A 14,207-nucleotide genomic window follows, 5' to 3' on the forward strand; every position below is an offset into this window, starting at 1 on the left:
GCCCTCACCGGCACGGGCGTCGGCGACCGCATCCGCAAGCAGGACGTGCTGGCAGCTGCCGAGGCAAAGGCCGCACCGGCCGCAGCCGCTCCCGCCGCGGCGCCGGCATCCGCGCCGGCAGCTGCGTCAGCCTCAGCTGCCGCGTCCTCGCTGCGCGGCACCGTGCAGAAGGCCCCGCGGATCCGCCAGGTCATCGCCCGCCGCATGCGCGAGTCGCTGGACATCTCCACCCAGCTGACGCAGGTCCACGAGGTCGACATGACCAAGGTGGCCAAGCTGCGCGCCAAGGCCAAGAACTCCTTCCAGGCCCAGAACGGCTCCAAGCTGACCTTCCTGCCCTTCATCGCCAAGGCCGTTGCCGAGGCCCTGAAGCAGCACCCGAAGGTCAACGCGTCCTACGACGAGGACAAGCAGGAGATCACCTACCACAACGCCGAGCACCTGGCGATTGCGGTGGACACCGACAAGGGCCTGCTGGTTCCGGTCATCTCGGACGCCGGCAGCCTGAACCTGGCCGGCCTGGCCGGCAAGATCGCCGACGTCGCCGACCGCACCCGCAACGGCAAGATCGGCCCGGACGAGCTCTCCGGCGGAACCTTCAGCATCACCAACATCGGTTCCGTGGGCGCACTGTTCGACACCCCGATCATCAACCAGCCGCAGGTTGCCATCCTTGGCACCGGTGCGATCGTCAAGCGGGCCGTAGTGGTCGCCGACGAGAACGGCGATGACTCGCTGGCCATCCGTTCGATGATGTACCTCTCCCTGACGTACGACCACCGCCTGGTGGACGGCGCCGACGCGGGACGCTTCCTGCAGACGCTGAAGGCACGCCTTGAGGAAGGCGCCTTCGAAGCCGACCTTGGGCTCTAGGGTCTAAAAGCACACCGACGGCGACGGCGGTGCGGGCGCCGGTGGGAAACCACCCGAGTGCCCGTGCCGCCGTCGCCGTTTGCTGTTCCGTCCCGGGACGGCCCGGCGGGTCCTACTACGGTGCGTAGAAGACTCTGGCTACACTGATGCCATGAACATCGTCTATAACGTCATGGTCTTCCTGCACATCATCGGCGCCGCCATGATCGTCGGCATCTGGATCGGCCAGATGAAGAAGCCCACCGTCCACCCCCGCCAGTTCGACGGCGCGATGCTGCAGCTGATCACGGGCATCATCATGATGGGACTGATCCCGGCCCTGGACATGAACGCCAACTACGTCAAGCTCGGCATCAAGCTCGTCATCGCCCTGATCGTCGGCGTCCTGGCCTTCATCGGCCGCCGCAAGTACAAGAAGGGCGAGCCGATCAGCAAGGGCCTCGCGAACAGTGTTGGCGGCCTGGCACTGCTCAACGTTGCGATCGCGACCCTCTGGCAGTAGTTGTTCTGACGAACAGCGGCGGCGCCGCACCCCGACCGGGGGTGCGGCGCCGCCGTCGTTAATGCGCCGCCGACGTTAATGCGCCTCTGTCCTTGAAGCGCCGCTGCCGTTAAGCGGCTTGTCAGTCGCCGGCGATGCAGAATTCGTTGCCCTCGGGATCCTGCATGACATCCCAGTGGAAGTCGCCAATGTCATTGCCCTCCACGAACCCGGCACCGAGGGACTCTGCGTGAGCGCGCAACGCCGCAGGGTCGGTCCCGTGGATGTCCAGGTGCAGGCGTCGCCTCCCTTCCGTGGGCTCCTCGACCTGCTGGAAGGCCAACTGCGGGGCCCCGGGGCCGGCCGGCTGGAGCCAGACGAACTGTTCGAAGCGGGACGAGACCGCCGTGCCCAGCAGCGCGGCCCAGAACTGGGCCAGACGCTCGGCGTCGACGGCGTTGACCATGATCGTGGCGATGCGTGCCGACGGCGGGGCTGGCGCCTGCGCATCTTCCGTAATTTCCATGACGCCACTGTACGGACGACACCGTCCGGGGTCACAATCCTCTGACAGCGGAACCCCCGTGCGGCGGCCGCTCGGAATCCCTAGGATTGATCACGGCAGGCTCCGGCATCTCGCCGGTCCCTGATTCACAACGACGTCGAGGAGTGGACATGGCAACAACACGCACCGCACACACTGTATGGAATGGCGACCTGATGACAGGCGCCGGCAACACCACCCTGGACAGCTCCGGGCTGGGCAACTTCGACGTCACCTGGAAGGCGCGCGCCGAGGCCGCCGAAGGCAAGACCAGCCCCGAGGAGCTCATCGCGGCAGCACACTCCGCCTGCTTCTCGATGGCGTTCAGCAACGCCCTGGCCCAGGCCGGCCACACGGCCGAGGAGATCAACACGAAGGCTGACGTGACGTTCCAGCCCGGCACCGGAATCACCGGCAGCCACCTCACCGTCTCCGCGCGGGTCCCCGGCATTTCAGCTGACGACTTCCAGCGGCTGGCCGAGGAAGCCAAGACCGGCTGCCCCGTCTCCGCCGCCCTGACCGGCATCGAGATCACCCTGGACGCCACGCTGGCCTCCTAGTTCCGGCTAGCTCCGGGCGCAATTTGAGGCCCGCAGTAAAAGGCCCGCACTAAGCAATGGCCCGCCGTACAGCAAAGGCCCCCGTCCTCCTGGAATCTCCAGGAAGGCGGGGGCCTTCAGCACGGGGTTCCTCGCCGTCGGGCGGGCCGCCTAGGCCTGGCCGGCCTGCTGCCGCGCAGGCAGCGGTGCCGGCCGGACCCTGCGGTAGCCCTCGCGCAGCGGCGGACGGTCCGTGGGCAGTTCCTGGATCATTTCCTTCAGCGCCCCGATTCCGTACTCCAGCTGCGGGTCGGTGCCGGCGGCGTAGGCGTGCGGCGGGAAGGTCACCTCGATGTCCGGGGTGACGCCGAAGTTCTCTACGCCCCAGCCAACGCCACCGGCGAACCAGGTGGCGTAGCGCGGCTGGGTGACGCCGGTGCCGTCGGCCAGCGCGAAGCGGTTGTCGATCCCGACGACGCCGCCCCAGGTGCGGGTGCCGATGACGGGACCGATCCCCCGCAGCTTGGAGACCTGCGTGATGATGTCGCCGTCGGAGCCGGCGAACTCGTCCGTGAGGATGACGACCGGTCCGCGGGGAGCGTGGTGCGGGTATGTCCGCGGCTTTTCCCCGCGCGGCATGCTCCAGCCGGTGACCTTGCGCCCGATGAGCTCGGCCACGAGCTGGGATGTGTGGCCACCGCGGTTGCGCCGGACATCGACAATGAGTCCGTCCAGGGCCGTTTCGGTGTCGAGGTCGCGGTGCAGCTGGGCCCAGCCGTTGGCCATCATGTCCGGGATGTGCAGGTAGCCGAACGTCGCGTTCGAGGCTTCCCGGACGGTCCGCCGGTTGCCGGCGACCCATTCCTGATAGCGCAGGCGCTCCTCGTCCTTGACCGGGACCACCGCGACGCGGCGCTGGGTTCCTGCGGCCGCGCCGTGGCCGGCGCCGTTGCGCAGGGTGAGTTCCACGGGGCGGCCGGCCGCACCGACGAGCTGCACTGCGGGGGTCCGCGTTTGGGTAAGTTCGACGCCGTCGATCGCCAACAGGACGTCGCCGGGCTTGGCGTCGGCGCCGGGCCGGGTCAGCGGCGAGGTGGCCAGCGGGTCGGAGGACTCTCCCGCGAGGATGCGGGTGATTTCCCAGCCCTCACCGGTGAACTCCAGATCCGCGCCGAGGCGCCCCTGCGGGCTGCTGCCGTTCTCGGTGACGGCCACCGGGCGGACGTAGGCGTGGGAGGTGCCCAGCTCGCCGTGAAGCTCCCACAGCAGGTCCACAAGGTCATCATGGGAGCCGAGGCGTTCCACCACCGGACGATAGCGGGCGTGAATGGACTCCCAGTCCTGGCCGGCCATGTCCTCGGTCCAGAAGAAGTCGCGCTGGAGCCGCCATGCCTCGTCAAAGGCCTGGCCCCACACACTGAGCGGGTCCAACTGCACCCGGATGCGGCCAAGGTCCACCTTGATGAGCTGGCCGGAGTCCTCGTCGGCCTTGGCGCCGGCGGGCGCAACCCGGATCTGCTTGTCCTGGATGAACACGATCTTTTCCCCGTCGCCGGAGAGCCGGTAGCTGTCCACTGCCTCAACGATCGTGGACGTGCGGCGCTTGGCCAGGTCGTAGCGGACCAGGCTTGGCGCGGCGCCCTTGTCCTCGAGGCTGGCCCGGCCTTCGCCGGTGGTGCCGGCGAGTTCGCTGTCAAGCCAGAGCAGGGCCCCGGCAGCGGCGGCGAGTGAGGAGTAGTTGCCTTGCGGCACCGGGACGGCGATGACGCGGTGGGCCAGGCCGTCGGCGTCGACCCGCACGGAAGGCACGGGCTTGGCGGCGGACTGCCCCCCGGGTGCAGCACCGTCGGCTCCTGCCGCGCCTGAGACTGCGCCTGCGGCGCCGGCGCCGGCGCTGGCGTCGGCGTCTTGGAGGTCGACGCTTGGGCCGAACGGCGATGGGGTATCTGCGGCGAGGGCGACGAGGTAAGGCTTGATCGGGCTAGGGAAGGACAAATCGAAGGAGTGGCCGTCGTAGACCGGATCGAAACTGCGGTTGGAAAGGAAGGCGAGGTATTTGCCATCCGGGGTGAACGACGGTGATTCGTCGCGGAACCGGCCGTCGGTGACATCAATGATTGCCGCGCCCGCGCCGCCGTCGATCCTGGTGATCCGGAGCCGGCTGCGGGACCCGAAGGACGTAACCGGCTCGGACCAGCCGAGCCACGCGGAGTCCGCGGACCAGGTGAATCCTTCGATGCTGCCCTCGCCGATGCTGCTCAGCTGGGATATCGTGCCCGCGATTGTGTCCGCAAGGTAGATGTCACCGAAGGACGTGCCGACGGCGAGCCAGCGGCCGTCGGGGCTGGCTTCGATGGCGCTGGCCCGGCTGGGCTTGGGGAAATCGATCCGGGTGACGTCGCTGGACGCAGGCGCCTGCACGGCGGTGCCCGCATTGGCCGGGCCAGTCTGGGGGCCGGAGCCGGATGCGTCAGTAGCGGCCACGGCCCGGACTGCCGTCACCGGACTGGACACGGAACTGCCCACCGCGGCGGCAGTCAATCCGGAGCCGGTCAATGCTGCTGCGGACACCGGCTTCGGCAGCGGCATGCCGGCGTCTTCGGACGCCGCTGTGGAGTGCAGGCTGGCCTGGACGGCGGGCTGCGGTGCCTTGGTGGCCGCCACAGACGCGCCCGCCAGGGGCGCCGCAATGGCTTTTAGGTACAGGGCCTCGACGCCGTCGTGGTCGGCGACATAGGCGATCCGGCCCTCGCCGAACGGCCGGGGCAGCCGTGCACGGACACCCGGGGTGGCTTCGAGGACGCGGGAGGGGCCGTCCTTGTGCCGCAGCCAGTGGACGGTTCCGTGGGATTCAACGGCGCTGGACGCGCCGGTGCGGTCCGGGACGACGTCACCGAGGTGTCGTGAGGGCTTCAGCGCGGCGGGGCGGCGCGCTTGCGAGGCGGACCCGAGCGAAATGTCGAGTTTGACGGCCTCCGCGTCGAGGCTGGGCAGCAGCCAGAGCTCGCCGGCCGATTCGAAGACGACGCGTTCCCCGTCGGTGGCGGCGTGGCGGACGTAGAAGTCCTCGTGGTCCGTGTGGCGCCGCAGGTCGCTGCCGTTCGGCAGTACGGAATAGAGGTTTCCGTAGCCTTCGTGGTCGGACAGGAACGCGATCCGTCCCTTGAACCACAGGGGGTCAGTGAGGTTTCCGTCCAGCGCGGGGGCGAGCCGGAAGAATTCGCCGTTTCCGTCGGCGTCGATCCACAGCTTGCCGGCGGCGCCGCCGCGGTACCGCTTCCACCAGGCGGGCTCACGCGACAAGACGCTCGCGAGCACCACGGGGCGTTCGTCCCCGACGACGGGGCCGAAGGCCACCGATTCAACCGGGCCAAACGGGAGTTCCTTCGCCCAGCCGCCGGTCACGGGGAGGCTGTAGGCGTGGGTGTGACGGCTGTCTGACTGGCGGAACGCGCTGGTGACCAGGACGTCGCCGTCGGGCGTGAAGCCCTTGACCCGGGTGGAGCTGTGGCCGAAGTAGCTCAGCTGGCGGTAGCCGCCGCCGTCGACGTTTGCCGTGACGACTTCCGGGGCCGTCCCCTGGACGACGGTCCAGACCAGGCGCTTGCCGTCGGGGGTGAAACGGGGGTTGCGGGCCTGCAACTGCAGGGAGGATACGCGCCAGGCACGGCCCCCGCCCACGGGTGCAATCCACACGTCGTCCTCGGCCACAAAGGTGACCAGATCGCCGTGGACATGCGGGAAACGAAAGTAACTCGAGGGGGTCATCGTTTGATCATAGCGACAACGGCCCTTGCGGCCCGGGAGTTTCGCGGCCGTGCCGGGCATGGTGAGATGGATCATGCGAATCCTTATTGCCGGGGCCTCCGGGCTGATCGGAACCGCCCTTTCGAGCGCACTGCGCAGCGAAGGGCACGACGTCGTGGCCCTGGTCAGGCGTGCCCCCGTGTCAGCGGCCGAGTTCCAGTGGGACCCGGCGGCCGGCCGGATCGACGACACCGCGCTGAAGGGCGCGGACGCGGTGGTCAACCTCTCCGGCGCCGGAATCGGCGACCGGCCCTGGACCCGGGCACGTGTCAACGAACTCCGCAGCTCCCGGCTGGGGGCGACCCGGACCCTGACGTCGGCGATGACCCGGCAGGAGACGCCGCCTGCGGTGTTCCTGAGCCAGTCGGCCTCCGGTTACTACGGCAACGCCGGCGCGGTGGTGCTTCGTGAGAACGCGCCCGCCGGGGACGGCACGCTCGCCCGGATCTGCGTCGACTGGGAGGCCGCGGCGCATGAGGCGCCTTCCGGGGTCCGCGTGGTCACGCCCCGCACCGGCGTCGTCCTGAGCCGCTCCGGGGGCGCGCTTGGCCGTTTGTTGCCGCTGCTGCGCCTGGGCGTCGGCGGCCCGCTCGGCAACGGCCGGCAGTACTGGCCATGGATCACCTTGCCGGATGTGACCGGTGCCTTTTCCTTCCTTCTCTCGGCGCCCGTGGCCGGGCCGGTCAACGTCTCCGCCCCCGAAACCGCAGACGTGAACTCCCTGATCGCGCAGCTGGCTGGAGCGCTGCACCGGCCCGCGGTGCTGCGCGTACCCGCCCCGGTGCTGCGGCTGGTGATGGGCCAGCTCGCCGAAGAACTGCTGCTCGCGAGCCAGCGGCTGGAGCCGGCCGTCCTGGCGGACAACAGCTTCGCCTGGCAGCACCCGTCACTTCGCGACGCCGCGGCGTGGGTGGCAGGACGCGGCTAACCGCGTAGCGTGGCGTAGCGCTGGAGGAACAGCGCCAGGGACTCCGCCAAGGCCCTGATCTCGTTTGGATCGACGCTCTCGTTCGGTGCATGGATGAGTGCGAGCGGTTCTTCGACGCCCAGCAGGATGATCTCCGCGTCCGGGTAGGTGTCGGCGAACACGTTACAAAGGGGAATCGATCCCCCTTGCCCCAGGGTTGCCATCGGCCGTCCGTAGGCCTCGGACATCGCGGCACCCATGGCCTCAAATGCCGCGCCGCCGACCGCTGCCTGGAAGGGGGACCCGATGGCCTCAAGGTCAACGGTGACGTGGACACCCCAGGGTGCGGCCGCCTTGAGATGGTCGGCCAACGCAGTGCGGGCGTCGGCGGCGGCCATGCCTGGCGGGACCCGCAGGTTCAGGCGCGCGGCCGCCCGCGGCACGATCGCCGCCGTCGAGCCGGTTACCGCCGGGCAGTCGATGCCGAGCACAGTAATGGCTGGCCGCGCCCAGAGCATGTCGGACACACTGCCGTCTCCCAACAATGAGACTCCCTCGAGCACGCCGGCGTCGACGCGGAACTGCTCGGGCGGATAGGGCGCGCCGGTCCAGGTCTGGGCGTTGTCCAATCCCGTGATCGTGGTGTTGCCTTGCTGGTCGCGCAGTGACGCCAGCATGGCGATCAGAGCGGCGAGCGCGTCGGGGGCGGCCCCGCCGAACATGCCGGAGTGGAGTTCGGACGCCATCGCCTCCACTGTCACCACCACATTGACCATTCCGCGCAGGGTCACCGTCGCCGCGGGATGTCCCACGGCGGCGTTGCCGGTGTCGCAGACCAGGATGGTGTCGGCACGGAACAGGTCCGGGTGGCTCGCGACGAACGCCTCGAGCCCACCCGTACCCTGTTCCTCGGACCCCTCGACCACCAGCATCAGGTTCACCGGCACGTCGTCGCCGAGCGCCCTGAGCGCGAGCAGATGGGCAAGGATGTTGCCCTTGCAGTCGGCGGCGCCCCGGCCGTACCAGCGGCCGTCCACTTCAGTGAGTTCGAAGGGCGGTGTGCGCCAGGCCGAATCATCGAGGGGTGGCTGCACGTCGTAGTGGGCGTAGAGGAGCACGGTCGGCGCATCCGGATCAGGTCCCGGTCTCGAGCCGACCACCGCGTCGGAGCCGTCCGGCGTGCGCTCGAGATGGGCATCGGAAAATCCGAGCCCGGCGAATTTGCCGAGCACCCACTGGGCAGCCTTGGCACACTCCTCGGCGGGGAACTGCCGCGCATCTGCCACCGATCGGATGGCCACGAACTCGGCGAGCTCCTCCCGTGCCGGGCGCATCAGATCGGTGATGCGGGCGCGCAGGTCCACGGCTCACGCACCACCCGTGTGGTACGTCTTGAGGTCGTCGATGAACTGCTGGAACTCGGCCAACTGGTCCGGGCAGTAGGTCTTGATAATCGCGACCTCGCCGATGAGGATGCGGGCGTTCGCGATCACCGGCCTGTTTCCAGGTCCCGTTGCCCCGTTCGTCAACTGGCTCAGGTAGGTGGCCCGGCTCAGGGCGTCGTTCGGGTTCGCGCAGACCGCGCCGCCGTCGTCGCCAAGCACCCGGGCTATCTGTTCGCGCGAGGGCGCCGTCCCGCCGGCCCCTTCGATCGTCGCTATCAGCTGGTCGGCCTTCGCCAGGGATTGTTGCGTCTCCCTCGCCGACCGGAACGACAGCAGTGCGACGACGGCGAACACCACGAGCAGGATCATGGCAACGATGTAAACGACCGAGCGGCTGCGCTTGGTGGAGGACTCCGTCTGCGTGCTCATGACTTCGGCACCTCCGTCGGCGCTTCTTGGTCCGGCAGCTTCCACGAGGGCTTGCGGAACCTGTAGAAAAGGAACGGAACGAGCAGCCCGAGCCCTAATGCACCGCCGCCGACGATCAGGAAATAGACCACTGGATCGCCGTTGCCGAACTGCGACGGCGGGACGAACCCGACAAGCAGCGCGGCCAGGGAAGCGGCGAATCCGACGCCGCACAGCCCGATCAACATCGGCGCCCGGTAACCGCGCGGGTGGTCGGGGTCGTTGCGGCGGAGCCGGACCGCGGCCACGAACATCAGCAGGTACATGATCAGGTAGACCTGCGTGGTGATCACCGAGAAAATCCAGTAGGCACTGGAGACATCCGGGATGAGCGCGTAGCCGAGCGCGATCACGGTGGTGACGAGCCCCTGGGTGACCAGGAGGTTCTGCTGGATGCCGTTCTTGTTCAGCTTTTGCAGGAACGGCGGGAGGTAGCCTTCCTCCCGTGAGATCAACAGCAGGCCTTTGGACGGACCGGCCAGCCACGTCAGCATGCCGCCGAGGGAGGCAGCGACCAGCATGATGCCGAGGATCGGCGTGAGGCCTTGCATGTTGAAGGACGCCAGCACCGCGTCGAAGGCCTGCATGACACCGGCTGTGAGGGAGAGCTCCTCGGCAGGCACGATCCAGCTGATCGCCAGCGCCGGCAGGATGAAGATGAGCAGGACGAGTCCCATGGCCAGGAACATCGACTTCGGATACTCCTTGGGCGGGTCCTTCAGGGAGGACACGTGCACCGCGTTCATCTCCATGCCGCTGTAGGACAGGAAGTTGTTCACGATCAGCACCAGACTGGCGAGCCCGGCCCACTCGGGGAAGAAGTTCGCCGCTGTCATCGGAGCGGCGGACGGATTGCCCTGGCCGAGGAAGACGACACCCAGGATGACGAGCAGGGCGCCAGGGATCAGTGTGCCGATGATCAGGCCACCGCTGGCCAGGCCTGCCACACCCTTCGTGCCGCGGGATGAGACATACACGCCGGCCCAGTAGAACACCACGATCACCAAGGCCGTCCACACGCCGCTGCTGGCCAGCGCCGGGTTGAAGACGTAGGCGAGCGTGCTCGCGACGAATCCCAGCAGGGTTGGATAGTAGAAAATCGTCATTGCGAACTGGCACCACACCGCCAGGAAGCCCATTGGCTTGGAGATTCCGGACGATACCCAGTTGTAGATGCCGCCCTTCCATCCGGACGCCAACTCGGCTGACACGAGGGAGGTGGGCAGCAGGAAGACGATCGCGGGAACCACGTAGAGGAAGACTGAAGCGAGGCCGTAGACGGCCATGGTCGGTGCCGCACGGAGACTTGCCACCGAGCTGGTGGTCATTAGCGCCAGGGCCACCCAGGAGATCCACACGGCCGGAGGCGCCTTCGGCCGGGTCAATGCCTGTTCACTCACGTAGGCCACACCCTCATGTGCCCCGTGGTCTGCGCCACGGGCCAGGCGGAGCTAAACCGCCTGGGGCGAGTAGTTGACGGTTTGAACATGCCACTGCCCCCCTATCACACAAAGTGCTCGGTGCCTACAGCATGGACCTAGGAATTCGCCGGGAATAGTCCCCATCTCCTCTTTACGGCAGGTCGCCGGGGTGCTAATTTGCGCGGCTCCAGGTGCGCTTCCACAGCAGGTCGGTGATCAGGGCCAGGGCAAGGATGACCACCAGCGCTGCGGCGGTGGCGGGTTCATTGACGAGCGTGGTGGTGCAGAACACCAGGAACGTCCCCAGGGTCGCGATCAGGGCGATGATGAGCATGAAAAGCAGGGCGCCGGTCTCCCGGTACACCTTGAAGTGGGCCAGGGTGACCGCGGAGAAAATGAGCAAAGCCACCGCACTTCCGAGGGAGGCAATGCTGTTCAGGTTGAACAGCAGCACCATCACCGCCGCGAGGCCGGCCATGACCAGCAGTCCGACCGGCACTTCCCTGCGGCCCAGGGAGCGGCCGAACACCGGCGGAAACTGGCCCACCGAGGCGAGGTGCCGGGTCATCCCGACAGAGGGGTAGAGGGTGGCGTTCACCGCCCCGGCGGTGGAGAGCAGTGCGGTGACCACCATCAGCACGTATCCGAACTGGCCCAGCGTGGGCTTGGCGGCCTCGGCCAGCGCTGTGGCGCCGTAGGCGACGACCTGGTCGGCGGTCAGGGTCCCGAAGACGCCCAAGGACACCGCGACGTACACCGTCGTGGCGATCGCCAGCGCAAGGTACATGGCACGGGGCAGTTGACGGGACGGATCAGGCAGATCCTTCGCGGTGAAGGTGATGACGCCGAACCCGAGGAAGGCGAAGAACGTCAACGCGACGCTCGCGATGATTTCGCGAACCCCGGGGTAGCCGGCCGGGTCGAGGAGCGCGGGGTTCCAGTTCGCGATCGTCACAATCGCGAACACGGACAGGATGGCCAGCACCACCTTCACGATCAGGGACTGGACTTTGGCCACCGCCGTGGAGCCGACAGCGTTCAGGAAGGTCATGACCACGATCAGGGCGACGGCGAACACCTTAGCCCAGGTTGGGTCACGGCCGGTCAGGACTGCGCTGGCATACCCACCGAAGGACGACGCCACCATGAGGTACCACCGGGCCCCCGACGGCGGAACCCTAGCCTGCTTCAGGCCCCTGGGGTAGAACGTCCTGGATCCGCCAGCGCCCGTCGACGGGCACCAGGACGAGGTGAAGCTGCTGCCCGGAAGCGGCGGGAACCTCAGCGACTAAGGCGCCGTTCCCGTCGAGCTCCTGGTACCCAGAGGACGCCGTGGTGATGGCCACCACGGCCCTGGCGGGGCTGCTGTCCGCGGTGGTTTCGATCCGCGTCAATGACGTCGAGAATCCGGCCAGTACATGGCCGGATCCGCTGAGCTGCGTTCTGATCTGCGCATCGGCAGCGGCGGCGGCAGACTCCGGGGAGTTGACGGCGTCGAGCAGGCTGAAGTCCCCGGAGCTGAACGCGAGCGAGCGCAGCCTGGCGAGACCGCGGACGGCCTCCGCCGGGTCGGCTGAAGCCAGCAGGGCCTCAAGATCGGGGCGAATTGGGTTGGCCCCGCCGTCGGCCTTGGCAGGCGTTGGTTTCTCTGCCGGGCCGCCCGAAGGCTCCGTTGACGTCCCCTCAGCAACGGCAGGTCCTGATGGCACCGGTGTACCGAGGTCCGCACTGTGGTCCGCACCCAACCCCGGAAACAGCCCGGCGACGGCCTCGGGTGCCGGCCCGCCGCCCGCGAGCAGCCAACAGCCAGCCAGCAGGGCCATGGCTGTGAAGATGGTCCAAAGGGCCCGTCGTGCGGGGCTCTTTCGGACTCCGCGGTGGAATCCACCGCGGAATCCGCGGTGAAGTCCGGCGGCCGACGGCCGGTGCCGAAGAGTCCCGGGGCTGCGCCTCCGCGAGCCGGGCTGCACAGCCCGGCGGGTGAGCAACTGTGGAATGACCGTCGGGTGCACGGACACGGACAGGTCCACCGGCTCTGCCGCCGTGCTGCGATAGACTGCGGCGGCCAATTCGGCGGCCGAAGGCCTTTTCCGCCGGTCCTCGTCGAGTGCAGCCTCCAGCGCGGCGGCCAGCGCCGGCGGTACGTCGGGCACCAGGAGCGGCAGCGGCGGACGCCCCGGGCCGGGGACCGGCGCCAGGCCCGTGAGGCAATACCAGCCCAGGGCCGCCAAAGAATAGACGTCGCGCTCCGGCTGGAGGCCCGCCCTGAAGGCGTCCACCGGCGCCGGATCGGAAAAGCCCTCGGTCCCGGCGGCGCGGGCTGCCCCGGCGTCGGCCACCATCCGGGCCACGCCCACATCGGCCAGCAACGGTTTCCCGTGCGCCGTGAACAACACGTTGCCCGGCGAGACGTCGCCGTGGGTGAAGCCCTGCGAATGCAGGTATTGAAGGGCCTGGGCAATGGGTGTCAGGACCGTCACGGTCTCCCCCGCACCAAGCCGTCCACGGCCCGCGATCAGGTCAGCGACTGATCCCCCGGGCGCATAGTCCAGCACCAGGCCCAGGGCTTCCTTTTCGTCCGGCCCGGACCGCGGCCCGTGAAGACGCAGCACGGTGTGGGCCCGGAGCAGGTGGTCGTGGTCCAGCGCCGAAAGGATCCGAACTTCCCGGCGCATGGCCTCTTCGGCTTCCCGGTCCGCGGTTCCGCCGGCATCCTCCGCTGCCTCTGCCCCGGAGTCGAAGCACTTGAGGGCGAACTCCCGGCCCGTTGACCGTTCGGTGACCAGCCACACGGCCGCTGTGCCCCCGCGCCCCAGCAGGCGTCCGACGTCGTAACCGGGAACCTCGGGGGCGGCGCAGTCCGCGGCAGGGAGATCTTCCATACCCAAGGAATAGCCGATTGCGCGGAATCGTGCAGAAGTTATCCACAGGCATGAGAGCTTAAGCACACAAACGGGCGCTGGGTGCGGCGGGGTCTAAGCTTGATGCCATGACTCTTGAGTTCAAACAGCTGGGTCTCGCCCCGGACTTCATCGATTACACGCGCGGCTGGGACATCCAGCGCGAATTGCATGAAAAAGTCCTCGCGGGCACCGCGCCCAGCACCGTACTGCTGCTCGAACACTCCGCGGTCTACACCGCCGGCAAGCGCACCGAAGACCACGAACGGCCCTTTGACGGGACTCCCGTGGTCGCGGTTGACCGCGGCGGCAAGCTCACGTGGCACGGCCCCGGACAGCTCGTGGGCTACCCCATCATCAAGCTCAAGAACAAGGCGGGCATCCGCGACTACGTGGAGCGCCTCGAGGCCGTGATCATTGCCGTCCTGGCGGACTACGGCATCGACGCCGTACGCATCAAGGGCCGCGCCGGCGTCTGGATCGCGCAGGACGAGAAGGGCCCGGACCGCAAGATCGCGGCCATCGGCATCCGCGTCAACGAGGGCGTCACCATGCACGGCTTCGCGATCAACTGCAACAACGATCTCGCCCCCTACGGCCAGATCATTGCCTGCGGCATCAGCGACGCCGGGGTCACCACGATCGCCCAGGAACTTGGCAGGGACGTCACCCCGGCAGACCTCGTGTCGCGGATCATCGAAGAACTGCGCGAGAATGAACAAGCCCTAGTTGCAACCCCAGAAGGAGCTCTACTGTGACACTGGCACCAGAAGGCCGGAAGATGCTGCGCATTGAGCAGCGAAACGCGGCCACACCGGTGGAACGGAAGCCGGAATGGATCAAGGCCAAGGTCCAGATGGGCCCGGAGTTCGTCCAGCTCAA

12 protein-coding genes and 1 pseudogene are annotated in these 14,207 nt (G+C 68.1%); 6 read left to right on the forward strand and 7 right to left on the reverse strand.

All coding sequences use genetic code 11. The features are described 5' to 3' along the window. Positions 1–873 (forward strand): 2-oxoglutarate dehydrogenase, E2 component, dihydrolipoamide succinyltransferase (gene sucB, locus LQV16_RS20545; protein ID WP_229995711.1); only part of this gene is annotated, 873 nt, incomplete at its 5' end. Positions 874–1,024: 151 nt separating this feature from the next. Continuing rightward, the gene (locus LQV16_RS20550) at positions 1,025–1,375 is read left to right on the forward strand and encodes a hypothetical protein (protein ID WP_229995712.1); all 351 of its coding nucleotides are present in this window, start codon (positions 1,025–1,027) and stop codon (positions 1,373–1,375) included. A gap of 121 nt (positions 1,376–1,496) precedes the next feature. Here LQV16_RS20550 and LQV16_RS20555 read toward each other — a convergent pair whose 3' ends face one another. After that, positions 1,497–1,880, reverse strand: a complete 384-nt coding sequence (locus LQV16_RS20555) for a VOC family protein (protein WP_229995713.1) — start codon at positions 1,878–1,880, stop codon at positions 1,497–1,499. Between the two features lie 149 nt (positions 1,881–2,029). Between LQV16_RS20555 and LQV16_RS20560 the strand changes: the two genes are divergently transcribed. Next, complete coding sequence (locus LQV16_RS20560) at positions 2,030–2,458, forward strand: OsmC family protein (RefSeq protein ID WP_229995714.1); 429 nt, start codon at positions 2,030–2,032, stop codon at positions 2,456–2,458. A gap of 150 nt (positions 2,459–2,608) precedes the next feature. Here LQV16_RS20560 and LQV16_RS20565 read toward each other — a convergent pair whose 3' ends face one another. Beyond that, positions 2,609–6,205 (reverse strand): S41 family peptidase, encoded by a 3,597-nt coding sequence (locus LQV16_RS20565; protein ID WP_229995715.1) that lies wholly within the window; start codon positions 6,203–6,205, stop codon positions 2,609–2,611. Positions 6,206–6,278: 73 nt separating this feature from the next. Between LQV16_RS20565 and LQV16_RS20570 the strand changes: the two genes are divergently transcribed. Further along, a complete protein-coding gene (locus LQV16_RS20570) occupies positions 6,279–7,172 on the forward strand; it encodes a TIGR01777 family oxidoreductase (RefSeq protein ID WP_229995716.1) in 894 nt (297 codons plus the stop codon). Here LQV16_RS20570 and LQV16_RS20575 read toward each other — a convergent pair. The 5 genes from LQV16_RS20575 to LQV16_RS20595 form a co-directional block, all read right to left on the reverse strand. Then, positions 7,169–8,515, reverse strand: a complete 1,347-nt coding sequence (locus LQV16_RS20575) for a dipeptidase (protein WP_290369408.1) — start codon at positions 8,513–8,515, stop codon at positions 7,169–7,171. The two genes, LQV16_RS20570 and LQV16_RS20575, sit on opposite strands and share 4 nt — an antisense overlap. 3 nt (positions 8,516–8,518) lie before the next feature. Next, positions 8,519–8,965 (reverse strand): hypothetical protein, encoded by a 447-nt coding sequence (locus LQV16_RS20580; RefSeq protein ID WP_229995718.1) that lies wholly within the window; start codon positions 8,963–8,965, stop codon positions 8,519–8,521. Continuing rightward, a complete protein-coding gene (locus LQV16_RS20585; protein WP_229995719.1) occupies positions 8,962–10,404 on the reverse strand; it encodes an APC family permease in 1,443 nt (480 codons plus the stop codon). The genes LQV16_RS20580 and LQV16_RS20585 overlap by 4 nt, the downstream gene beginning before the upstream one ends. Positions 10,405–10,597: 193 nt before the next feature. Continuing rightward, the gene (locus LQV16_RS20590) at positions 10,598–11,572 is read right to left on the reverse strand and encodes an APC family permease (RefSeq protein ID WP_229995720.1); all 975 of its coding nucleotides are present in this window, start codon (positions 11,570–11,572) and stop codon (positions 10,598–10,600) included. A gap of 31 nt (positions 11,573–11,603) precedes the next feature. Next, positions 11,604–13,307 carry a protein kinase gene (locus tag LQV16_RS20595; RefSeq protein ID WP_229995721.1) on the reverse strand — a complete coding sequence of 568 codons (1,704 nt, stop codon included), beginning with the start codon at positions 13,305–13,307 and terminating at the stop codon, positions 11,604–11,606. A gap of 107 nt (positions 13,308–13,414) precedes the next feature. Here LQV16_RS20595 and lipB point away from each other — a divergent pair, with 107 nt between their 5' ends. Next, on the forward strand, positions 13,415–14,083 hold the full coding sequence (gene lipB, locus LQV16_RS20600) for a lipoyl(octanoyl) transferase LipB (protein WP_229995722.1): 669 nt from the start codon (positions 13,415–13,417) through the stop codon (positions 14,081–14,083). Then, a pseudogene (locus LQV16_RS20605) lies at positions 14,080–14,207 on the forward strand (lipoyl synthase); the annotation flags it as partial. The gene lipB and the pseudogene LQV16_RS20605, both read left to right, overlap by 4 nt.

Source organism: Arthrobacter sp. Bi26 (assembly GCF_918697925.1).
Classification (GTDB): Bacteria; Actinomycetota; Actinomycetes; order Actinomycetales; family Micrococcaceae; genus Arthrobacter.

Bases quoted from the DNA above. Each gene is read 5' to 3' on its own strand.
- LQV16_RS20560 (WP_229995714.1), top strand. From the start codon at position 2,030: ATGGCAACAACACGCACCGCACACACTGTATGGAATGGCGACCTGATG.
- LQV16_RS20550 (WP_229995712.1), top strand. From the start codon at position 1,025: ATGAACATCGTCTATAACGTCATGGTCTTCCTGCACATCATCGGCGCC.
- LQV16_RS20595 (WP_229995721.1), bottom strand. From the start codon at position 13,307: ATGGAAGATCTCCCTGCCGCGGACTGCGCCGCCCCCGAGGTTCCCGGT.
- LQV16_RS20580 (WP_229995718.1), bottom strand. From the start codon at position 8,965: ATGAGCACGCAGACGGAGTCCTCCACCAAGCGCAGCCGCTCGGTCGTT.
- LQV16_RS20590 (WP_229995720.1), bottom strand. From the start codon at position 11,572: ATGGTGGCGTCGTCCTTCGGTGGGTATGCCAGCGCAGTCCTGACCGGC.
- LQV16_RS20570 (WP_229995716.1), top strand. From the start codon at position 6,279: ATGCGAATCCTTATTGCCGGGGCCTCCGGGCTGATCGGAACCGCCCTT.
- LQV16_RS20555 (WP_229995713.1), bottom strand. From the start codon at position 1,880: ATGGAAATTACGGAAGATGCGCAGGCGCCAGCCCCGCCGTCGGCACGC.
- lipB (WP_229995722.1), top strand. From the start codon at position 13,415: ATGACTCTTGAGTTCAAACAGCTGGGTCTCGCCCCGGACTTCATCGAT.
- LQV16_RS20565 (WP_229995715.1), bottom strand. From the start codon at position 6,205: ATGACCCCCTCGAGTTACTTTCGTTTCCCGCATGTCCACGGCGATCTG.